The following is a 21,851-nucleotide window of genomic DNA, read 5'->3' as shown; positions in this document are numbered from 1 at the left end:
TCTTTTAGCGCATCAGAGGAACTGAAAATGCACGATAAAGACATTGCTGACATTCTCCAACAGGTAAAGACAATTGCATTAGTGGGGGCAAGTGATAACCCTGCGCGGCCCAGTTACGGTGTTATGGCTTACTTGCTACAGCAGGGGTATCAGGTGACGCCTGTCAGCCCAAAACTGGCGGGGAAGACATTACTGGGTCAGCAGGGTTATGCTGAATTGGCTGACATTCCTTATCCTATTGATATGGTTGATGTATTTCGTAACACTGAAGCGGCATATTGTGTCGCGCAGGAAGCTATTGCTATCGGAGCCAAAGTGCTGTGGCTGCAAATTGGTGTCATTAATGAATTAGCAGCCACATTGGCGGCAGATGCTGGGCTAAAAGTTGTTATGGATCGCTGCCCTAAAATTGAAATCCCGCGATTAGGATTAGCAAAAGAGTAATATTTTTGCATGAATGAGTTAAATTTTGGGTATAAAAAACCCGGCCACCAGTGCCGGGTTTGATCAGTCTCAACACTCAGTTGCGCAGGCGCGGAGCCTGTAATTGATGGCGGATAGAAGCGGCCAATTCATCTAATGAAGGTTGCTCCGGGTGAGCATCCATATCTTCATAAGTGAGCTGTGCTTCAGCCAGATAAGTATGTACCGGTTGCCCCTCATCATCCTCAATAACCACGTGATACCAAGGTGATGAACGCAAATTATCATTATTTGCAACTTCATCAGGGGCTGGTGGCTCAAGAGAATATTCAGGATCGATATCAATGACTACACCCAAGTAGCCGTGTAGGCTGTGGCGAACCTGTTGCCCAATACCGAATTTGCTGGCGATCATGATAACCTCCGGAGAAACATTACGCTGCCATCTATATGAGGGCAGTGCAGGGCATTTCAAGTCACATTATCCGACACGCAAAGCCTTTTAGGTACAAACCCTCAGGATATGTTGCGATAACGGGATGGTCCGCGGCCTGACGGAACTGCTCTATAAATTGTATATCATGGCCAGCATCTAATGCAGCATCGGCTAAAATTTTCTGGAATAAATCTATTGGCATCAAGCCCGAGCAGGAGAAACTTAATAAGATACCGCCGGGGCGTAATAGCTGTATAGCTAACATATTAATGTCTTTATAACCCCGACAAGCGCTGGCCAGCTGACTTTTATTTTCCACAAATTTCGGTGGGTCCATGATGATCATGTCAAACTTTTCCCCTTGTGCGCGATAATTACGCAGCAATTGGAAGACATCATCGCGGATAAACTCGGCTTTGCTCAGGTCTAACTGGTTTAGTTCGACGTTTTGTTTGGCAATATCCAACACTGATTGTGAGGTATCAACACTGATCACTTGCTGGCAATTGCCCATCAGTGCCGCGACGGCAAAGGCCCCGGTATAAGAGAAGCAGTTTAGAACGCGGCGACCATCAGCATAATGACGCGCTGCAAGGCGGCTATCACGCTGATCTAAATAAAAGCCTGTCTTATGGCCTTGCTGAATATCAACCAGCAATTGCATACCGTGCTCAGTGATAGGTAACAGTGCCGGGGGCATTTCGCCACAGACTGTGCCCTGAGTCAGTGGTAAACCTTCTTTTTTGCGCACAGAAACATCGGAGCGGTCATAAATAGAGCATTCTGGGTAGCACTGCTGTAACGCGCTGACCAGTGCTGCGCGTTGATATTCAGCCCCCGCCGACAGCAATTGCAAGACCAGGAAGTTTTGGAAGCGGTCAATGGTGATACCCGGTAAGCCGTCGGATTCACCGGCAATCAGGCGGTAGCCATTTAAGCCATCGCGCTGGGCCAGATAGTCACGCCAGGTTTGTGCCCGTTGTAGACGGCGAACAAAAAATTCACTGTCGATAACTTCATCTTGTTGGAACGTCCAAACTCGCGCCACAATTTGTGATTCAGGAGAGTAGGCGGCGCGGGCCAGCCATTTACCCTGACTATCAAGAATATCGATGGTTTCACCGGAAACAGCATTGCCTTCAAGGCGTAGCACGGCCCCAGAGAAGATCCATGGATGGCGACGAAGCAAGGATTTTTCACGTCCTTTTGCAAGAAATAGGCGCATTGTAAGAGTCTTATTAAATCAAATAGTTGAAATTGATAAGTCATTATCAATCAAAATAAGGTGCTAATGATATAGCAATATCATGCTACTCACTACCACGGCGGCCTTGATATCTGGCGGCAATATCGCGTTCAACAGCGCGACTAAAAACTTTTTCACTACTATATTCATAGAGCTATAATAACTTTCTTTCTTCAAAGTAGGGACCGCATCATGACGAATAAGCAAACTGACGTAGCACTCACAGAAAAACAAAAAGAAGAAATTGACGAAATTGCGCTACAACGCGTTCAGGCAATGAACAGCGATGAGTTTCTGTGTAATAGCATTGACCAAAAAATTCACTCGATGGAAGAACAAGTTAAGTCCTATTTCCAATCGCGTTTTTCGTTCCACTTGAACCAAAAGAACTGCGATCAATAAAAGCTATTTGTTCACGGCCGCACAGGCAGCTTAGAAAGGCGTCCCCCTTGGCCCCAGCGAAGCGCAGGGATTCACTGCCGCACAGGCAGCTTGGAAAATATTTCACGATTATTGGCTAAAACGGGACAATTCGATTGGAAACGCAGTCCATGAGGGGGCGATATGGCAAAAGTATGCACCGCTGCTTATGTTTATGGTGTGGTTCAAGGTGTGGGATTTCGCTATAGCACGCAACGGCAAGCACTGGCGCTAGGAGTGGCCGGTTATGCCCGCAATTGTGACGATGGCAGTGTAGAAGTGGTGGCTTATGGTGAACAACAGGCGGTCGAGCAACTGATGGAGTGGATCAAACAGGGCGGGCCACGGGGCGCGCGTGTTGATCGCCTACTGACAGAGCCTCATCCGGCCACACCATTTGAGACATTTAACATTCGCTATTAGCCGCCTCACCCAGAATGTGGCCGTTGATTAAATACATTTCACCGGTTTTGGCAGCCCGGCAATTTTTGTCGCTTGTTTTGCAGGCCCCTTGGGGAATAAACGATAGAGATAGCGGCTATTACCTTTTTCTTCACCGTATTTCTGCGCCATGGCTTTTACCAGCATCCGGATGGCCGGTGACGTATTAAATTCCTGATAAAAAGCACGTACAAAACGCACCACTTCCCAGTGCGGCTCGGTGAGGATAATGCTCTCTTGTTCAGCCAGTATCGGGGCCAGAGCTTCGCTCCAGTCTGCGCTATTTTTCAGGTAACCTTGCGCGTCGGTATCAATCGTGCGGCCTTCAAACTCCAACATACAACCTCGGTGGTCCAATCAATGAAACGGCAGCTAATTTAGCAAATATTTGCCGCTATCCCAAAGAAGTCTGTGCTGCTGCTTGGTAAATCGGCCTCGGGGTAATAGATGCTGGGGGAGGTTGTACAGTGAATCATCATCATGATGATTAATTCATCATTCGATAATCAGATGGCGGCTTTTTGGGCGATTAAACACAAACAAGCTTTACAAGCGGCGGAGCTCTGTTTATAGTTCGGCTCGTTGCGGAGGGGTGGCCGAGTGGCTGAAGGCAACGGTCTTGAAAACCGTCGACGGGTAACCGTTCGAGAGTTCGAATCTCTCCTCCTCCGCCATCATTTCTCTGTTTCTCCTGCTTGTTATCCTTGCTTAACCCCTTGAAATACCTCAATTTTTAATCGGTCATATTTATTCTTTCTGATACAACAAAACGAGCAAAACCCGCCCCAAAATAGTGAACTATAACTTTTTCAAACCTCCTTTTTGTCCGTCACATCATCCGCAGTAGAAAAGGTTTAATGACATTTTGCCTTAATCCCAACTTGAACCCTTTTTTTAGCGTGTTTTTTAACGCATTGATTTTATATAGAAATCCCCAAGGCTTTTAATAAATCATTTTTTATCACCGCGCTTCAATGCACTTTTATTATCAGTAAGTTATCTGTATTGTTCTACTGTTCACTGCCGCACAGGCAGCTTAGAAAAATTATCGACAATTGGGATGAGCTAACCACGCGTTCACTGCCGCACAGGCAGCTTAGAAATCGGCGAGCTACAATCTGTAGCTGACTTCTTCGTTCACTGCCGCACAGGCAGCTTAGAAATTTTATTCTACCCATTCAACCGTGATAAACGGGTTCACTGCCGCACAGGCAGCTTAGAAATGATTTATAAGGCAAAAAATATCATTCATGGCGTTCACTGCCGCACAGGCAGCTTAGAAATCACCGCGCAAATCAACATCCACCTGACGAGCGTTCACTGCCGCACAGGCAGCTTAGAAATCCTCAGCATCACCACCAGCCGCCTATATGGCGTTCACTGCCGCACAGGCAGCTTAGAAAGCACCGTTTACAGCTGCCTTTCTTCAACTCATGTTCACTGCCGCACAGGCAGCTTAGAAATAACGGTGTGCATCGTGCCAGAGAGAAACAAAGTTCACTGCCGCACAGGCAGCTTAGAAAACCTTGTCGGTAACTTGCATCAGAGGCTGCTAGTTCACTGCCGCACAGGCAGCTTAGAAATGTCGTCCTGACTGGCGCGGCGAGTAATCCTGGTTCACTGCCGCACAGGCAGCTTAGAAAGAATATTAAAACGAGCAAACTTTAGGATAAAGGTTCACTGCCGCACAGGCAGCTTAGAAAAGAAATGATGCTCAGTGATTTACAACGCTGGTGTTTACTGCCGCACAGGCAGCTTAGAAAAGTTAAGACGAACTGCAATAGCGACGAGGAAGGTTCACTGCCGTACAGGCAGCATCAAGATTGAGAGCCCAAACACATTTTGTTACTTACAGTAGGCTTATTACTGTTTTCTATTACCGACTTTGCCGGTATTGGGTTAGTGTAAATAAATTAATCATATCAATATCGTGCGGACCTCTATCTTGGTAAGGCGCGCTCACTGACTGGCAAGATACAATTAACCCGTTAGAACGATTTGGGTGTTCTGTCTAAGGAGGTTGCTGGCGATGGACAATTCTATTCATTCCTCTGATCTAAAAACAATTCTGCACTCAAAGCGTTCAAATATTTATTATTTAGAATATTGTCGTGTATTAGTTAACGGCGGGCGGGTTGAATATGTCACTGATGAGGGGAAACAATCTCTTTATTGGAATATCCCCATCGCGAATACCACTGTCATCATGTTGGGGACGGGGACATCTGTGACTCAAGCCGCTATGCGTGAGTTTGCCCGCGCGGGTGTTTTAGTCGGGTTTTGTGGCGGTGGTGGCGCACCACTTTTTGCGGCGAATGAAGTTGAGGTCAATGTTTCGTGGCTAACGGCACAAAGTGAATACCGGCCAACCGAATATCTACAAGATTGGGTTAGCTTCTGGTTCGATGACACCAAAAGACTGGCAGCCGCGGTCGCTTTCCAGCGCATCAGGATAACCCAAATACAGCAACATTGGCTAAGCAGCCACATGCAACGCGAACCCCTTTTTCAAGTAAATCGTGACCAATTGCAAAGTATTCTTAACCGTTTCGAACAAAATTTAACTCACTGTCAGACCAGTAATGACCTAATGGCTCAAGAGGCTGTATTGACCAAAGCGCTGTATAAGTTAGCAGCCAATACAGCGAAGTATGGTGACTTTACCCGTGCAAAACGAGGTGGTGGGGTAGACCTTGCTAACCGTTTTCTTGATCATGGGAATTACCTCGCTTATGGCTTAGCCGCCACTGCAACCTGGGTAATTGGCTTACCTCATGGATTATCTGTTTTGCATGGCAAGACTCGGCGCGGCGGGTTAGTTTTTGATGTGGCAGATTTAATTAAAGATGCTTTGGTGCTCCCCCAAGCATTTATTGCGGCGATGCGTGGAGAGGAAGAGCAAGAATTTCGTCAGCGTTGTATTAGCGGGTTTCAAAGAACAGAAGCGCTGGATGTCATGATTGATGGCATAAAACAGACTGCAGCTCTTCTTAGCCAGGTATCACGATGAATATCTTATTAATATCCCAATGCAATAAACGAGCATTGGGAGAAACCCGGCGTATTTTGGACCAATTTGCGGAGCGCAAAGGTGACCGCACATGGCAAACCGCCATCACTGCTGAGGGTTTGAATACATTACGCAAATTACTGCGCAAAACAGCACGGCGTAATAGTGCGATCGCCTGTCATTGGATCAAAAGTAATAATCAAAGTGAGCTGTTGTGGATTGTCGGTAATTTAAGGCGCTTTAATATTCAAGGTTCGGTGCCGACGAATAGCACGCAACGGAATATTTTGCGCAGCCAGGATGAAAATAATTGGCACAGTGTGGAAAGTATTGCACTGCTGGCCGCGGTTGCCGGGTTATTTCATGATTTTGGCAAAGCCAATGTATTATTTCAAAAAGGTCTGCAAGGTAAAGGTAAAAGTTATCAGCCCTATCGGCATGAATGGGTGTCATTGCGGCTATTTCAGGCCTTTGTGGGGCAACAAAATGATATTCAATGGCTCACTGCACTGAGCCAAATTAATGCTGATGATGAACCCCGCGTAATAGCTCATCTGGTGAAAGATGGGATTGACCATTATAAGAATCCTTTTATGAGCTTACCACCGGTGGCCACGACAGTGGCCTGGCTGATTATCTCTCATCACCGAATACCGGTTTATCCCAAAAACAATAATTACGAGCGGCCGCCCAAAATAGAAGAAATGGACGATTGGTTGCATCAGCAATTTATGCCGGAATGGAATTCCACCAATATGGCCGATAATGAGTGGAGCGAGCAAGATAAACGGGATCAATGGCACTTCCCGCACGGCACCCCAATACAGAGTACCGAGTGGCGTAAAAAGGCGCAAAAATTTGCCCGTCGGGCTTTGCAGCAACCGGCATTGAATAATTATGGTCAGTTATCGCAACGATTTACCAGCCATATGGCGCGATTGGTATTAATGCTGGCCGACCATCATTACTCATCATTGCCGCCAACAATCGGCTGGCAAGATGAACGCTATCAGGCATTTGCCAATACTGACCGGCAAACCAAAGAAATGAAGCAACGGTTGGACGAGCATAATATGGGTGTCGGGCAAAATGCGCTGTTACTGGGCCGAAGTTTGCCCAATATCAGAAAAACCTTGCCGGCGATCACCCGCCATAAAGGATTTAAACAGCGCACCACACAAGAGCGGTTCCGCTGGCAAGACAAAGCCTATGATTTGGCAAGTATTTTGCGCGAGCGTTCGCAGCAGCAAGGTTTTTTCGGCATTAATATGGCCTCCACCGGTTGTGGTAAAACCTTTGCTAATGCACGGATTATGTATGGTTTAGCCGATGAAAAGCAGGGATGCCGCTTCTCCGTCGCTTTGGGGTTGCGCACCTTAACCTTACAAACCGGTGATGCATTGCGGGATAAACTCACACTGGAAACGGATGATTTGGCGGTATTGATTGGCTCACAATCGGTCACACAATTACATCAATTAAATCACGATAAAGACCGGCCACCCGGCACCGGCAGTGAGTCGGCTGATGCATTCTTTGCTGATCATCAGTATGTCAGTTATGACGGCAGTCTGGATGATGGGCGCTTGAGTGCCTGGCTGGGCAAGAGTGATAAATTAAACCGTCTGATTAGTGCGCCAGTGCTGGTTTGTACGATTGACCATTTGATCCCGGCCACGGAAAGCTTGCGCGGCGGCAAGCAGATAGCGCCGATGCTGCGTTTGCTCACTTCAGATTTGGTGTTGGATGAGCCGGATGACTTTGATCTCAACGACTTGCCCGCATTGTGTCGTTTGGTCAATTGGGCTGGCATGCTCGGTTCACGCGTGTTGCTCTCTTCGGCCACATTGCCGCCAGCATTGGTTCAGGCGCTCTTTGCTGCCTATGGGAAAGGACGGGCGGATTATCAGCAAGCTTGCGGGCAGCCCAATGCTCCGCTCAATATTTGTTGTGCCTGGTTTGATGAGAATGATGTCGCGCAGCAAGATATTCAGCAACCTAAGGATTTTACTGCCGCCCATGCAGATTTTGTGGCTCAGCGAGTCAAAAAACTCTTAGCCGCCCGTGCGTTACGTCGAGCCGAATTAATCCCGATTTCTGCGGCGAGCACCAAGAAAGCGACGGTGCTGGATAGCATGGCGGCGGTGATGCGCGATTCTATGTTGCGGTTACATCAACAGCATCATCAAACTCACCCTGAGGGCAAAACAGTGTCAGTTGGCGTGGTCAGGATGGCCAATATCAACCCGCTAGTGGCGATTGCCCTGCGCCTCTACGCCACGGCGGCACCAGAAAATGTCCGCATTCATTATTGCGTTTATCACAGCAAGCACCCGCTCGCGGTGCGCTCTGCTATTGAACAGCGGCTGGATGCTACCTTAACCCGCTATCAGCCAGATGCCCTCTGGCAAGTGGCTGAAATCAAACATGCATTACAGCATTACCCCGAGCAGCATCATCTGTTTGTGGTGCTCGCCACCTCGGTGGCTGAAGTGGGGCGCGACCACGATTATGACTGGGCGCTGGCCGAACCCAGCTCAATGCGCTCGTTAATTCAATTGGCGGGGCGGGTTCAGCGCCACCGGCAAATCGCGCCGCAAGTGGCGAATCTGCATGTTTTACAAAAGAATTATAAGGCGCTGATTAATATTGCCCCCAAAAAACCCGTCTATCTCCAGCCCGGTTTTGAAAGCAGCGACTACTTACTGAATAGCCATGATTTGGACAAGGTGCTGTTGCCCTCTCAGTATGAGGTGATAAATGCCGTTAGCCGGATTCAGGAGCGAGCCAAGCTGGATCATGCGAATAATTTTGTTGATTTAGAACATGTTAGCTTGAGAATGCTTTTACAGGGCAACCAAGATCCGAAGCCAAAATATTACGCCGCATTATGGTGGCGTAAACAGGCGACCTGGAGTGGGGAACAGCAACGGCGCACCCCTTTCCGGCAATCCGCTACTGATGAACCGCATAATCTGTGGCTGAGTGATGAAACAGACAAACCGCGCTTTAAACGGCTGGATAGTGACCAGATTGAATGGAAAGACAGTGACTGTTTTCGGGTGGTGGATCTGACTGTGGCGGCAGGAAATAGCCCATGGATAGATACGGATTGCTTGCGGATTTACCAACAACTGGCCGAGTTACTCAATAAGGAATTAAGTGAGGTCAGCCGACAGTTTGGTGAGGTTAGACTGCGCGCGAACAAAGACGATGGCGAAATGTGGCGTTATCATCCGTTATTAGGGGTATTTGGCGCACTCGATTAACATTTTAATGGATTACAGGCGAGGTGTTATGCAAGAAAATGGATTAGCGGCTTTTATTGTCTCCTATATTGAAGGCCGCAAGCAGCCCAAGCTTGAAGCTTTTGATAAGGAAGCAGAAAAAAGGCTGGCAGGGTTAACCGCAGCAGAAGATATCGCGCGGGTGCAGCAAGAAAACGCACTACAACGACAAGAGTTGGCGGCCCGCTATGAGACTCGCAGTTGGCTAACAGATGCCGCCAGCCGGGCCGGGCAAATCAGCTTAGTCACCCATGCATTGAAATACATCCACAGTGACGCCAGAGGCAGCAGTGTATTTAATCTGCCTGCGGCAGAAGATAATGCTGTTTATCTCTCTAGCGCCACCTTAGCGAAACCGGCCATCGATGCCGTGGGCAATGCCGCGGCGCTTGATGTCGCCAAATTGCTGCAAACCGAGCATAACGGCGATTCATTACTGGCCTGTCTGCATCGTGCTGATTATTCGCCCTTAGCCGAGTTAGCCGAAAATCCAGCGCAATTGACATTGTGGGTGGAGGGGTTCAAACAGGCGCTGGTGGATAAACAACTCACTTCGCACAAACTGGCAAAACAGCTTTATTTCCCGGTGGGGCCAAATCAATATCATCTGCTCAGCCCGCTGTTCTCCTCATCTTTAGCCCATGCTATGCATCAGCGCATCACTGACGCCCGTTTTGGTGATCAATCTAAAGAGGCCAAGGCTGCCTATAAAGCGAAAACATGGCATCCGCAACCCCGCGTAATGTATCTCGATACCGCAGTACAGAATATCGGCGGCACCAAACCACAAAATATCTCTTATCTGAACAGCGTCCGTGGCGGAAAAGTCTGGTTGTTACCCGCCGGTGCGCCACAGTGGCGCAGTAGCCGCAAACCGCCCACCAAACATAGCTCCATCTTCAATGATAATAGTGAATTTACCGCCCTGGCATACTCAACCGCACGGCAAATGCAGCAGTATCTACTGAGTGTTAAACCGCTGACGAATACCATGGGGATTCGCGCCTCTCGTCTGGCCTACAGTGATGAAATCATTGATATTTTATTTAATTATGTCGCTGAAGTGCAAAATCTTAAAATAGCCGCTGGCTGGAGTCAGGAGGACGGCTGCAACTTAAAACTTTCGCAACAGATTTGGCTTGACCCGGCATTTAAACAGCAGCGCGAGTTAGGCGACTGGAAAAAAGAGGTCGCCCAAGAGTTTGGCTACTGGCTTAATCGCCGACTAAAACACGATGAATTGGTGTTTGGCGAAGTAGAGCGGCGGGAGTGGGCCAGCTTGTTTAAGCAGCGGCTACGTGAGTTTGAGCAAGGCAGCCTGTCTGAACCAGAGAGTCTGGAGGCAGAGTCATGAGTTCACTGATTATTTTGCAGCAAGTGCGGGTGGAAAACGCCAATGCTATCGCGGGCTTAACCTATGGTTTTCCGGCAATAACCCATTTTTTGGGCTATAGCCACGCGCTGTCTCGTAAATTGCAAGCCAGCCATGGTTTAACCCTACAGGGCTGCGCGGTTATCTGCCATCAACAGCAAGTCCATGCCTACTCATCCGGCTATGATTATGTCTTCTCGCTGACTCGCAACCCACTGACTAAAGAGGCTAAAGTCGCCGCTTTCAATGAAGAGGGGCGCATGCATATGACGGTTTCCTTAGTGATTGAGTGTGAGGGAGTGATTGCCGATGGTGATGCTGGAGCTAAGGCGCTGGCAAAACATCTGGCGTTACTGTGTCTGAGCCAGCGGCTGGCGGGGGGCACTATCACCCACATCGGCCAAATAAAGGTGATTAATTACCCAGAAACTGAGACCGCGACCCGCAGATTATTGTGCCGGTTGCTGCCGGGCTTCGTGTTAGTTGATCGCTCCGAGCTGTTGGCGGAACATTTTAACCGATTAAAACAAAGCCAACCGCAGGCCGAGATGCTTGATGCCTGGCTGGATTTCTCGGCATTCAAAATGCAGGCGGTAGCTGCGCCGGGGGATAACTCACCAGAGCAGGGTGCGCCAGCTCAGTGGGACATTATCGCCAAGCCCGGAAAGGGCGGGTATTTGGTGCCTATTGTCACCGGTTATCGCGCTATTTCCCCTTTGTATGCACCCGGTGAGGTGGAAAAATCTCGTGACCCCGAAACCCCTTTTCGCTTTGCTGAATCAGTCTACGGCATTGGGGAATGGAGCGGATTGCACCGCATAAAAGATCTGCGCCACATACTCTGGCAATATCACCAGCAAGACGATCACTATCTCTGTCGCTGCGCGCTTCCCGCACCAGTTGATAACTATGCATTTAATGACGATGAAGAATTTTAAAGGGATCTAAAAATGGCTAAAGCAACGATTAAGACCGCTTCTGTTCTGGCATTTGAACGCAAATTATCTAATTCTGATGCCACGATGTTTGCCGGTCATTGGGAACAAAAAGACAGCTGGCAACCTATTGTTATTAAAGAGAAGTCTGTGAGGGGCACTATCTCCAACCGGCTGAAAAATGCCATAGCCAGTGATTCGGGCAAAGTGGATGCGGAGATTCAAAAAGCGAATTTGCAGCGGGTCGATATGGCCGCACTGCCTTTTGATGCCGACACCTTGAAAATGAGCTTCACTCTGCGGGTGCTGGGCAATCTCGCGACGCCGTCAGTCTGTAATGATCAGGAATATCAGGCGGAGTTGGCGAGTGTTATCAATGGTTATATCGCAGAGCAGGGCTTTGGTGTACTGGCGGCGCGTTATGCAGAGAACCTGGCGAATGGCCGTTTTTTATGGCGCAACCGGGTGGGTGCTGAACAAATTAAAGTGTGTGTGACCGGTAAAACAAAAAGCTGGCAGTTTGAAAGTGGTGATTTTAGTTTGCGCCAATTTATCCAGCCGAGTGGTGATCTGGCAGAATTGGCACAGGAAATCGAACAAGGTTTGGCGGGTAACGGTTTTACATTCCTGACCATTGATGCTTTCGTGCGCCTGGGCAACGGGCAGGAAGTCTACCCATCCCAAGAGTTGGTGCTGGACAGTAACAGTAAGAAAAGCAAAGTGTTATATCAGGTTGATGGCATCGCGGCATTGCATTCGCAAAAAATTGGTAATGCGCTGCGTACTATCGATGACTGGTATCCGGATGCGGTGGAATTAGAACTTGGGCCGATTGCGGTCGAACCTTATGGTTCAGTGACCAGCCGGGGTAAAGCTTATCGCCAGCCAAAACAGAAAATGGATTTTTACACGTTATTGGATAATTGGGTGACGAAGGGTAATGCCCCTGATGTCAGTCAACAACACTATGTGATGGCAATTTTAATCCGTGGTGGTGTCTTTGGTGAGAAAGCCGAATAAGGAGAGGGAATGGATCATTACCTTAATATACGCGTGCTTGCTGACCCCGAGTTTAGCACTCAGGCCTTATTGGAGGCCCTGTTTGCCAAATTACACCGGGCACTTGTCGCCACCGGTCATGGGCGCATCGGGGTGAGTTTTCCCAGTGCTGGGAAGACGTTGGGCAGCCAATTACGGCTACATGGCGGCTCTGGCGATTTAGTCGAATTGCAGTCTGCGGGCTGGCTGAAAGGTTTGCGGGATTATTGCGAATGCAGTGAAATTATTCCGATACCGACACGGGTTCAATATCGGGTCGTGCGCCGCGTGCAGGTAAAAAGTAATGCGCAGCGGCTACGCCGTCGTTCTGTCAGTAAAGGCTGGCTGACTGAGGAAGAGGCTCTATTACGGATCCCTGATAATCGCGAGCAGCACTGTCATTTACCTTTTTTACGCTTAAAAAGCCTATCCAGCGAGCAAAGCTTCTTGTTATTTATTGATCAAGGCGAGTTACAGCAAGCACCGGTTAGCGGAACCTTCAGTGCTTACGGTTTAAGTGCCATAGCCACTGTCCCTTGGTTTTAACCCTCTTTTTTCGGCCAACTCTAACTCATTGATTTTATATAGAGTTGGCCGAGAAGATTAAAAAAGCCTTTTTTATGATTTTGGTGGGTTATTTTATTATAATCATTGTGTTATTCGTGTTTCGTTACTGTTCACTGCCGCACAGGCAGCTTAGAAAATGACGAATGTGACCGGCGCACTCGTTTAATTGTTCACTGCCGCACAGGCAGCTTAGAAAATCTTCGCCAAGCCATTCAAGCTCTACAGATAGTTCACTGCCGCACAGGCAGCTTAGAAAAGACGGCAAAGCAAAATAATCAGCCAGCACTTGTTCACTGCCGCACAGGCAGCTTAGAAAAGTCAGCGGCAACCAACACTGGCGACCGGTCAGTTCACTGCCGCACAGGCAGCTTAGAAAAGTCAGCGGCAGAGGTGTCTGGATCGCAATCTGTTCACTGCCGCACAGGCAGCTTAGAAAGCCTACAACAGCCAGCCGGATAACATTGTTGTGTTCACTGCCGCACAGGCAGCTTAGAAATGGATGGTGTCGGTCTGCCGTACCAGCAGAAGGTTCACTGCCGCACAGGCAGCTTAGAAAAAGTAAACGCGAACCAATGGCGGCTAAATTATGTTCACTGCCGCACAGGCAGCTTAGAAAGTGAAAATAGCGATTACAACGTGCAAAAGACCGTTCACTGCCGTACAGGCAGTTTTAGAAATCTATCCGGCGTCTTATTTCTCCTTTTTCGTTGAATACCTCTAAAGAGGTATATGTTTGATTTTATGTAAAAATTGTTTGGTGCTGATTTTTTTTGAGCTGGTTCATAAAATTAAATACCCACACAAAGAATGTTTGATCTAAAACAAGCATTGTTACTACAACAAATCATTTACTGAAAATCCTCCTTACTATCTCCATAACCCCACTGGGCGAAATTTGTCATGGGTATCTCTGGGTGAGTGTTTGACATCCTGGTGCGGGTTTAAAAATAAAAAAATGACTGCCTGGTGCCAGCACCGGCGGCGTCCGGTATGGAAAAACACACTGGAGTATCTATTGTGAGCAAATTTATAAGACAAATGTCGGTAGGGATATTGGCGCTTTTGGTCATCGGAGGGGTGTTTTCTGTGTCGGCAGCACCTACGCCGCCGATTGAGGCCCGCAATGATAAGTTCGCGCAGCAGCATGTGGATCAATTCACCTCTTGGTTGAAAACCCAAGAAAGTGGGCCGCGAGAAGATGCTTTGGCTGAAGATCCCAATCTGGTGATTCTGTGGGCGGGTTATCCATTCGCCAAAGATTATAACAAACCGCGCGGCCATGCTTACGCTGTCACGGATGTGCGGGAAACCTTGCGCACAGCAGCCCCCAAAACTGCTGAAGATGGCCCATTGCCCATGGCGTGTTGGAGCTGTAAAAGCCCGGATGTCGCCCGCTTGATCAATGAACAAGGGGAAGAGGGCTATTTCAAAGGAACCTGGGCCAGAGGTGGCCCGGAAGTGGTCAATCAGTTGGGATGCGCCGATTGTCATGATACCGCCTCGGCCGATTTTGCAGCGGGCAAACCCGCATTGGTGCTATCACGTCCCTATATTGATCGCGCGCTGCAATCTATCAACAAACCTTTCGAACATGCCAGCCGCTTGGACCAACAATCTATGGTGTGCAGCCAGTGCCACGTGGAATATCACTTCGCCGGTAAAGACAAAGCGGTGAAACTCCCTTGGGATCAAGGGACTGACGTGGAGTCGATGGAGAAATATTATGACGAAATTGCTTTCTCTGATTGGGTTCACCCCCTGTCGAAAGCCCCACTGCTGAAAGCGCAACATCCTGAATACGAAACCTGGCGTGCAGGTATTCACGGTAAAAATAATGTCAGTTGCATTGATTGCCATATGCCGAAAATCCAAAATGCGGCGGGTAAAGTGTATACCGATCATCAAATCCGCAATCCCTTTGATAGCTTCGAAACCACCTGTGTTAACTGCCATACCCAAGATAAAAAAACCTTGCAAGATATTGTCGCCGAACGCAAAGCCAGCATTCAGGAGTTGAAACTGAATGTTGAGAAACAGCTGGTTCATGCGCATTACGAGGCGAAAGCAGCCTGGGATGCCGGGGCGACTGAGCAAGAAATGCAGCCGATTTTGCAGGATATTCGCCATGCGCAGTGGCGCTGGGATTACGCCATTGCTTCCCACGGTATACATATGCATGCACCGGATGTGGGGCTGCGGGTACTCGGCGGCGCGTTGAATAAAGCCGCAGACGCCCGCACCAAACTGGCGCGCTTGCTGGCCACCAAGGGGATCAGCCACGAAATTCCACTGCCGGATATCTCCACCAAACTCAATGCGCAGAAAGCGCTGGGGATGGACATGGATAAGCTAAACAGTGAGAAGCAGGAGTTCCTGCAACAAGTGGTGCCCGCCTGGGATGCAGAAGCCAAAAAAGCGGGCCGGTTGAGCCAGTAAAAGGCGTTCCGGTGGGGTAAAACACCTGCCGGAGCTATTCCAGAGACAAACTGGCTCCCACTTGGGGCCATAGCAAAGGTGGAATAACTATGCGCGTTTTACGTTCATTCTGTTCAGCGGTGTTGCTGGCAGTGTTGACCCTGTACACGCTGCCTACACTCGCCACAGCACCGGCCGAACCGTCGAAAGCCGCCGACTCGCGCCATGTGGTGGAGCCGCAGCGCAACCCGGATGCAGCTTGTGTCCAATGCCATAAAGAACAAAAAGATGAGTTGCACGGTAAACATGCCGGGGCCATCAACCCGAATACTCAATTGGCGGTAACTTGCACTAATTGCCATGGAAAAGCAGCGATATTGCACCGAAATGGCGTCAAAGATGTGATGCGTTTTGATAGCGATATGTTGAATGCCGATAAGGCGATGTTCAGTGTGTCACAACAAAACAGTGTGTGTATGAGTTGCCATCAGCCGGAAAAATTACGCGAAGCATTCTGGCCCCACGATGTGCATATGCTGAAACTTTCTTGCGCCAGTTGTCATCAGTTGCACCCGAAAACAGATCCAATGCATGGGCTGGATGATAAAGGGCGGGTCAAAATCTGTGTGGATTGCCATCGCCGTCAGCAGGAGCTGCTCCCTAAGGACGCGCCATGAAGACCAATCGTCGTCACTTTATCGTCAGTATGGGGGCGCTGATTTTTATGACCAGCTCATCTGGGCGGTCATTGGCGCTGAGCGCCACGATTGAGGGGGTTCGTTACGGGATGTTGCATGACGAAACCCGCTGCATTGGCTGCACCGCCTGTATGGATGCTTGCCGTGAAGTCAATCAGGTGCCTGCGGGGGTTTCGCGCTTAAGCATCATTCGCAGTCAGCCTATTGGCGAGTTCCCGGCAGTGAAATATCAGTTTTACCGCCACTCTTGCCAGCATTGTGATAAAGCGCCGTGTGTCGATGTTTGCCCCACTGGGGCTTCTTATCGCGATAAGGCGAGCGGAATTGTTGATGTCGATCCTGACCTTTGCGTTGGCTGCCAGTATTGCATTGCGGCGTGCCCGTATCGGGTTCGTTTCATTCATCCAGTGACGAAAACCGCCGACAAATGCGATTTTTGCCGCAAAACCAATCTTAAGCAGGGCAAACAACCGGCTTGTGTACTGTCGTGCCCAACTAAAGCCCTGGTTTTTGGCAATTTGGATGATGCTAACAGTGAATTGGTGAAGCTGTTACATCAGCGCACGGTTTATCGCGCCAAGTTACATCTGGGAACACAACCGAAACTTTATCGTGTTCCTTTCCAGTATGGGGAGATAACCGGATGAGTCCTGCACTGAATACGCCCTTTCATTTTGAGTCTTTAGTTTGGGATTGGCCGATTGCTATCTATTTGTTTTTAATCGGGGTTTCCGCTGGCATGGTGGTGGTGAGCTTGTTGGTTAAGCGGCGCATCTTGGGGGAGGATGCCGCGCAAAGTGGTTTGCTGAAGTCTACCGCGATTATCGCGCCACTGGCGGTTATCGCCGGTTTACTTATCTTGATCCTGCACCTGACCCGGCCCTGGACTTTCTGGAAGCTGATGTTTTTCTACAGCAGCAGCTCGGTGATGTCATTGGGCGTCATGTTATTTCAAATTTATATGCTGGTGTTATTGGTTTGGTTGGCGGTGATATTCCGTCACGGGATAACGGCATTTTTGCAGCCTTATCCTAAGTTGAGCTGGATTAGTGCGCTACTGAATAAACTGGCCCCCATTGAACGCAAGCTTGAGCCATTGATGATGTTTCTGGCGGTTGCGCTGGGAGCTTATACCGGCTTTTTGTTATCTGCATTGAAGAGTTACCCGCTGCTGAATAATCCGGTATTGCCGGTGTTATTCCTGTTTTCGGGCGTTTCTTCCGGTATTGCCGCCATGGTGCTGTGCTCGGTGGCTTTTTTCAAAGAGTCGCTCCATAGCCCGGCATTGGCTTTTGTTCATCGATTGGAAAAACCGGTGGTTTGGCTGGAGCTTTTTCTGCTGTTGGCTTTTTTTACCGGGCTATGGTTTGGCGGCGGGCAGAAAGAAGTGGCGGTGGCGGTCGCCCTCGGCAGCGGTTTCTGGGCGTTGATGTTCTGGTTCTGGGTGATTGGCTGCGGCATGGTGTTGCCATTGGCCCTAAACCGCTATTGTAGCCATAACCTGCGCCACCGGGTGTCATTCCTGCTGACCGTTTCCGGTTTAAGTTTGTTCGGCGTATTCGTTTTGCGCTTTTTCATTCTTTATGCCGGTCAGATGACTGTGGTGTGATGGAAAAATGGTGTGATGAGTAAGGTTAAGTGATGGATAAAATGCGATGACAGGGGAATTAGGGCTGCTTTCACTGCTAGCAGCGGCGTCACTGGCGCTATTGCTGGGTTGTGTGCCCTTTATGGCGTTGTATGGGCGGCGAATACCTTTGTTGATCTGGCTGCCGTCGCTCAGCTATGGCATCACCTTATTGATGACATTGGCGATGTTAGCGCTGGGCTGGTGCTTTGCCACCAACGATTTCTCTGTGCTGTATGTTGCCCAGCACGCCAATAGTCAGCTCCCGCTGTTTTATAAGATTGCGGCAATCTGGGGGGGGCACGAGGGCTCCATGCTGTTTCTCTTGTTTGCACTGAGCTTGTGGAGCAGCGCGCTGACACTCTTTCGCCGCCATTTTCCATTGCGATTCTTCGCCCGCTCATTGGGTGTGATGGGCTGGCTGCTAGTGACTTTTAGTGTGTTTATCCTCTTTTTCTCTAACCCCTTTGTGCGATTATTCCCCACATTAGTTGAGGGGCGCGATTTGAACCCGATGCTGCAAGATCTCGCGCTGATATTTCATCCTCCGCTGCTGTATCTGGGTTATAGCGGTTTTGCCATCAGTTTTGCTTTTGCGGTCGCGACATTGCTTGACGGCAAAAGTAGCCAAAATATAGCGCGTTACAGCCGCCCATGGGTACTGGCGGCTTGGGGTTTATTGAGCATCGGGATTTTACTTGGCGCGTGGTGGGCATACAGTGAATTGGGCTGGGGAGGCTGGTGGTTCTGGGACCCGGTAGAAAATGCGTCATTATTACCCTGGCTGACCAGCACCGCATTATTGCATGTTCTGGCTATCAGTGAGCGGCGCGGTTTGTATCATCAATGGGGCATTTTACTGTCATTGGTGACATTTCAACTCTGCTTATTAGGGACTTTTATCGTCCGCTCCGGCGTGTTGACCTCAGTTCATGCTTTTGCAGTTGATAGCGCCCGTGGCGAGGCCTTACTGGCACTATTTGGCGTGGTGACATTGGTTTCTTTGATGTTATTTGCACTGCGGGTGCGGGGTAATCATCACGCGGCTGATTTCACTCTATTTTCTTTGGAAACCTTGCTACTGGCGGCGCTTGTGTTACTCAGTATCGCGGCGATCACTGTGTTGATTGGTACCTTATATCCTTTGATTTTCAACGCATTAGACTTGGGATCGCTCTCTGTCGGCGCGCCTTATTTTAATCAAACACTGACGCCTTTCGTGTTGCTGTTGCTACTACTTATGGGGGCCGCGCCATTTGCTGATTGGCAGCAAAGCCGCAAAACTCCGCGTTGGCGTCTGGTGGTACCCGCCTTATTGGCTATCTCGGGGGCGCTATTTAGTTCGGGCTGGTTTCAATCACAATCGCAATGGCAGCCAGGCATGATGCCGGGCGTCACATTGGCCCTTTGGGCATTATTGGCACCTTTGTTTGCTTCCAAGATCCGTTGGCGTTCATGGCTGATTCATGGCGGTGTTGCCATCAGCTTGTTGGGCATGCTGTTTGCTTCATATCATTCGGTGGAGCTGGGTAGCCGCATGTCCCCTGGTCGCCAGGCAACATTGGCGGGCTATCAACTGACTTATCAGCAAACTGAATTACTGGTCGGCCCGAACTATACCAGTGAGCGGGCGCACATTATGGTGAGCCAGCATGGGCAACCCATCACCATGCTGTTACCTGAGCGGCGGCACTATACAGCGCGTGAAATGTTGATGATTGAGCCGGCAATAGCCAGTGGCCCTTTGGCCGATTTTTATGCCGTGTTAGGGGATAATCTGTCTGCCGGGGAGTATAGCGTGCGTTTATATCATAAGCCGATGGTCAGTTGGATTTGGGGCGGTGCTTTGATCATGGTGTTCGGCGGCGTGCTGACACTGTGGCGTAGGGCCAAACCTGCCAGTGATATTGCGGAGGACAAATGAAACAGCGGTGGCCTTGGTTGTGTGTCCCAATGCTGGCCTTTGTCTTGGGGATCGTGCTTTACAGTGGCCTAAATCGTGACCCGCATCATATTGAATTAGCAGAGAAAAATCTGCCAATTCCTGAGTTTTCATTATCGGAATTACAGCAACCGGAACAGACAATAACGCGGAGCCAACTGCTGGGGAAAGTGACCGTGATTAATGTATGGGCCAGTTGGTGCGCCAGTTGCAAACACGAACTGGCGCTATTGGGCCAAATCGCCGCTCGCTCGGATAAAGTGCAGTTCTATGGTTTGAATTACCGCGACGATCGTCAGGCAGCAGTGAATACACTCCACCGTTACACTAATCCTTATCAAAAGAATCTTTATGATCCACAAGGGATTTTAGCGCTGGCGATGGGCGTATATGGCACCCCCGAAACCTGGCTGATTGATGCTGATGGTGTTATTCGTCAGCGCTATGCGGGTGAAATGACACTAGAGATATGGCAGCAGCAGTTTATGCCATTACTGGCACAATGGGCTAAGGCGGAAACATCGTGAAAGCTCTCTTGCTATTGTTATCACTGGTTTTTTCGCCGTGGGCATTGGCCGATTTGGTGGATACCACCCACTTTAGTTCGCAGCAAAATCAACAACAGGCGCTGGCACTGGCAAAAGAGTTACGTTGCCCGCAATGTCAGAATCAAAACTTATTGGAGTCGACATCACCCATCGCGCAAGACTTGCGCCTGGAAGTCTACCGGCTGGTAGAGGAGGGCCACAGTTCTCAGGAAATTATGGCCCTAATGACACAGCGCTATGGTGATTTCGTGCTTTATCGTCCGCCAGTGCGCGGTGCAACATTGATACTGTGGTTTGGGCCGGGAGTGCTGTTGGTTTGTGTGTTAGGCGGATTAATGCTTCGCGTTCGAAACCGAGCGGCCTCAGGTTCGAGAGGGGAGCGCTGATGATATTGGCAGTCGGGATGGCGATATTATTACTCATGATTTTAAGCGGCATATGGTGGCCTTGGCTGAGACAATATGGCCGTTTGAGTTGGCACTGGCCGTTGGGATTGAGCTTGTTGCTCCCGACTCTTATTCTGTTGGGGTATCAGCAATTGGGCCACTATACTGCGGTACAGCAGGAAGTTTTACGCCAGCAAGAAGCGACGCGATTGAATAATATGTTGGATAAACAAAGCAGCGACCCCACATTATTTCTATTACAGCAGCGCATCCGGCAGTCACCTGATAACAGTGAACTCTGGTTTAGTTTGGCTCAATACTATTTGTATCAGAACGAGTTTGAGGACGCGCTGGTGGCATTGCAGCAGACCGAACGTTTGCAGGGAGCGAGTGCTTCTATAGATGCTGCCCGAGCGACTCTGTTTTATTATCAGTCAGGGCAAAAAATGACGGAGGATGTGGCCTATTGGCTACAGCAAGCCCTGGCAAAAGACCCGCTGCAATATACCGCGCTGATGCTGCAAGCCAATGATCACTTTATTCATGCACAGTATGCGCAAGCTATTGTCATCTGGCAGCAGTTACTCGAAAGCCCCCATCCCGACGTCGATCGTGCGGTGATTATCCGAGCCATTACCTTAGCTCGGGCACTGCAGTAAAGTCGTCATCCGATAAAACGCGGGTTTAGCTCAAATGATAGGCAAAAAAAACCCTTACCAATCTCATTTGGTAAGGGATGCCAATTCGGCCAACACCAGGGAAACATTATAACCGGTTACTTATCATACGATTAATTTAGGTTACTCAAATGACTTAAGTCAAGTTTATCAAAATTACATTAATATGTTTAATGTTTATATGTTTTTGAAGAATATTTTTTTACACACTTAGCGGCATTAATATACTTGAAAGTGTGCGGTGCCTTATATGCACAACAGGCAACAAGATAAATCGTGGATTGTGACGATAAAATCATCCGAGTAGGGCTGTCACACCGCAAAGTGATTTTGGGGTCTGGGATCAGTAAAAAGATCAAACGCAAAGCGTTTTGAGGGTTTTA

General features: G+C 49.1%; 20 protein-coding genes, 1 tRNA gene and 2 CRISPR repeat arrays. Of the genes, 18 read left to right on the top strand and 3 right to left on the bottom strand.

Annotation, left to right across the window (positions count from 1 at the left end; all coding sequences use genetic code 11):
• Positions 1-27: 27 nt before the first annotated feature.
• A complete protein-coding gene (locus tag DX162_RS18860; RefSeq protein WP_032819482.1) occupies positions 28-444 on the top strand; it encodes a CoA-binding protein in 417 nt (138 codons plus the stop codon).
• Positions 445-520: 76 nt separating this feature from the next.
• Here DX162_RS18860 and hspQ read toward each other — a convergent pair whose 3' ends face one another.
• Positions 521-838 carry a heat shock protein HspQ gene (hspQ, locus tag DX162_RS18855; protein ID WP_004389624.1) on the bottom strand — a complete coding sequence of 106 codons (318 nt, stop codon included), beginning with the start codon at positions 836-838 and terminating at the stop codon, positions 521-523.
• Positions 839-899: 61 nt separating this feature from the next.
• The gene (gene rlmI, locus DX162_RS18850; protein WP_004389626.1) at positions 900-2,084 is read right to left on the bottom strand and encodes a 23S rRNA (cytosine(1962)-C(5))-methyltransferase RlmI; all 1,185 of its coding nucleotides are present in this window, start codon (positions 2,082-2,084) and stop codon (positions 900-902) included.
• A 213-nt stretch (positions 2,085-2,297) separates the two neighbouring features.
• Between rlmI and DX162_RS18845 the strand changes: the two genes are divergently transcribed.
• Together DX162_RS18845 and yccX are read left to right on the top strand one after the other, a co-directional pair.
• Positions 2,298-2,507 carry a hypothetical protein gene (locus tag DX162_RS18845; protein WP_004389628.1) on the top strand — a complete coding sequence of 70 codons (210 nt, stop codon included), beginning with the start codon at positions 2,298-2,300 and terminating at the stop codon, positions 2,505-2,507.
• Between the two features lie 162 nt (positions 2,508-2,669).
• Positions 2,670-2,948, top strand: coding sequence for an acylphosphatase (gene yccX, locus DX162_RS18840; RefSeq protein WP_004389629.1), 279 nt, complete (start codon positions 2,670-2,672; stop codon positions 2,946-2,948).
• A gap of 27 nt (positions 2,949-2,975) precedes the next feature.
• Here yccX and tusE read toward each other — a convergent pair whose 3' ends face one another.
• Positions 2,976-3,305 carry a sulfurtransferase TusE gene (gene tusE, locus DX162_RS18835; protein WP_004389630.1) on the bottom strand — a complete coding sequence of 110 codons (330 nt, stop codon included), beginning with the start codon at positions 3,303-3,305 and terminating at the stop codon, positions 2,976-2,978.
• A 247-nt stretch (positions 3,306-3,552) separates the two neighbouring features.
• Here tusE and DX162_RS18830 point away from each other — a divergent pair.
• The 15 genes from DX162_RS18830 (at position 3,553) to DX162_RS18760 (ending at position 21,450) form a co-directional block, all read left to right on the top strand.
• Positions 3,553-3,640: transfer RNA gene (locus DX162_RS18830), tRNA-Ser, on the top strand.
• A 341-nt stretch (positions 3,641-3,981) separates the two neighbouring features.
• A CRISPR array of direct repeats spans positions 3,982-4,789; the repeat unit is 28 nt; unit sequence GTTCACTGCCGCACAGGCAGCTTAGAAA.
• A gap of 206 nt (positions 4,790-4,995) precedes the next feature.
• Positions 4,996-5,976, top strand: coding sequence for a type I-F CRISPR-associated endonuclease Cas1f (gene cas1f / locus DX162_RS18825; protein ID WP_032819483.1), 981 nt, complete (start codon positions 4,996-4,998; stop codon positions 5,974-5,976).
• Positions 5,973-9,245, top strand: coding sequence for a type I-F CRISPR-associated helicase Cas3f (gene cas3f, locus DX162_RS18820; RefSeq protein ID WP_032819484.1), 3,273 nt, complete (start codon positions 5,973-5,975; stop codon positions 9,243-9,245). Before cas1f ends, cas3f begins: the two co-directional genes overlap by 4 nt.
• A gap of 28 nt (positions 9,246-9,273) precedes the next feature.
• Complete coding sequence (gene csy1 / locus DX162_RS18815) at positions 9,274-10,617, top strand: type I-F CRISPR-associated protein Csy1 (RefSeq protein WP_004389634.1); 1,344 nt, start codon at positions 9,274-9,276, stop codon at positions 10,615-10,617.
• Positions 10,614-11,573 (top strand): type I-F CRISPR-associated protein Csy2, encoded by a 960-nt coding sequence (gene csy2, locus DX162_RS18810; RefSeq protein ID WP_032819485.1) that lies wholly within the window; start codon positions 10,614-10,616, stop codon positions 11,571-11,573. The genes csy1 and csy2 overlap by 4 nt, the downstream gene beginning before the upstream one ends.
• A 12-nt stretch (positions 11,574-11,585) precedes the next feature.
• Entirely contained in the window at positions 11,586-12,590 is a 1,005-nt protein-coding gene (gene csy3, locus DX162_RS18805) for a type I-F CRISPR-associated protein Csy3 (RefSeq protein WP_004389637.1), read from the top strand.
• Positions 12,591-12,599: 9 nt separating this feature from the next.
• Positions 12,600-13,154, top strand: a complete 555-nt coding sequence (gene cas6f, locus DX162_RS18800; RefSeq protein ID WP_032819486.1) for a type I-F CRISPR-associated endoribonuclease Cas6/Csy4 — start codon at positions 12,600-12,602, stop codon at positions 13,152-13,154.
• Between the two features lie 129 nt (positions 13,155-13,283).
• A CRISPR array of direct repeats spans positions 13,284-13,851; the repeat unit is 28 nt; unit sequence GTTCACTGCCGCACAGGCAGCTTAGAAA.
• Between the two features lie 362 nt (positions 13,852-14,213).
• Entirely contained in the window at positions 14,214-15,611 is a 1,398-nt protein-coding gene (gene nrfA / locus DX162_RS18795; RefSeq protein WP_050413794.1) for an ammonia-forming nitrite reductase cytochrome c552 subunit, read from the top strand.
• Between the two features lie 89 nt (positions 15,612-15,700).
• Positions 15,701-16,267 carry a cytochrome c nitrite reductase pentaheme subunit gene (nrfB, locus tag DX162_RS18790; RefSeq protein WP_004389641.1) on the top strand — a complete coding sequence of 189 codons (567 nt, stop codon included), beginning with the start codon at positions 15,701-15,703 and terminating at the stop codon, positions 16,265-16,267.
• Positions 16,264-16,935 carry a cytochrome c nitrite reductase Fe-S protein gene (gene nrfC / locus DX162_RS18785; protein WP_032819487.1) on the top strand — a complete coding sequence of 224 codons (672 nt, stop codon included), beginning with the start codon at positions 16,264-16,266 and terminating at the stop codon, positions 16,933-16,935. Before nrfB ends, nrfC begins: the two co-directional genes overlap by 4 nt.
• Positions 16,932-17,897: a cytochrome c nitrite reductase subunit NrfD gene (gene nrfD / locus DX162_RS18780; RefSeq protein ID WP_032819488.1), complete on the top strand. Its 966-nt coding sequence runs from the start codon at positions 16,932-16,934 to the stop codon at positions 17,895-17,897. The genes nrfC and nrfD overlap by 4 nt, the downstream gene beginning before the upstream one ends.
• A 46-nt stretch (positions 17,898-17,943) precedes the next feature.
• A complete protein-coding gene (locus DX162_RS18775) occupies positions 17,944-19,839 on the top strand; it encodes a heme lyase CcmF/NrfE family subunit (protein ID WP_115155886.1) in 1,896 nt (631 codons plus the stop codon).
• Complete coding sequence (locus tag DX162_RS18770) at positions 19,836-20,384, top strand: DsbE family thiol:disulfide interchange protein (RefSeq protein WP_032819489.1); 549 nt, start codon at positions 19,836-19,838, stop codon at positions 20,382-20,384. The genes DX162_RS18775 and DX162_RS18770 overlap by 4 nt, the downstream gene beginning before the upstream one ends.
• Complete coding sequence (nrfF, locus tag DX162_RS18765; protein ID WP_032819491.1) at positions 20,381-20,791, top strand: heme lyase NrfEFG subunit NrfF; 411 nt, start codon at positions 20,381-20,383, stop codon at positions 20,789-20,791. The genes DX162_RS18770 and nrfF overlap by 4 nt, the downstream gene beginning before the upstream one ends.
• Positions 20,791-21,450: a TPR domain-containing protein gene (locus DX162_RS18760; RefSeq protein WP_004389647.1), complete on the top strand. Its 660-nt coding sequence runs from the start codon at positions 20,791-20,793 to the stop codon at positions 21,448-21,450. The genes nrfF and DX162_RS18760 overlap by 1 nt, the downstream gene beginning before the upstream one ends.
• Positions 21,451-21,851: the final 401 nt, after the last annotated feature.

Source organism: Yersinia kristensenii (assembly GCF_900460525.1).
GTDB lineage: Bacteria > Pseudomonadota > Gammaproteobacteria > Enterobacterales > Enterobacteriaceae > Yersinia > Yersinia kristensenii.
The sequence above is the reverse complement of the archived record's forward strand: the minus strand, read 5'-3'. Positions and strand labels throughout refer to the sequence as shown.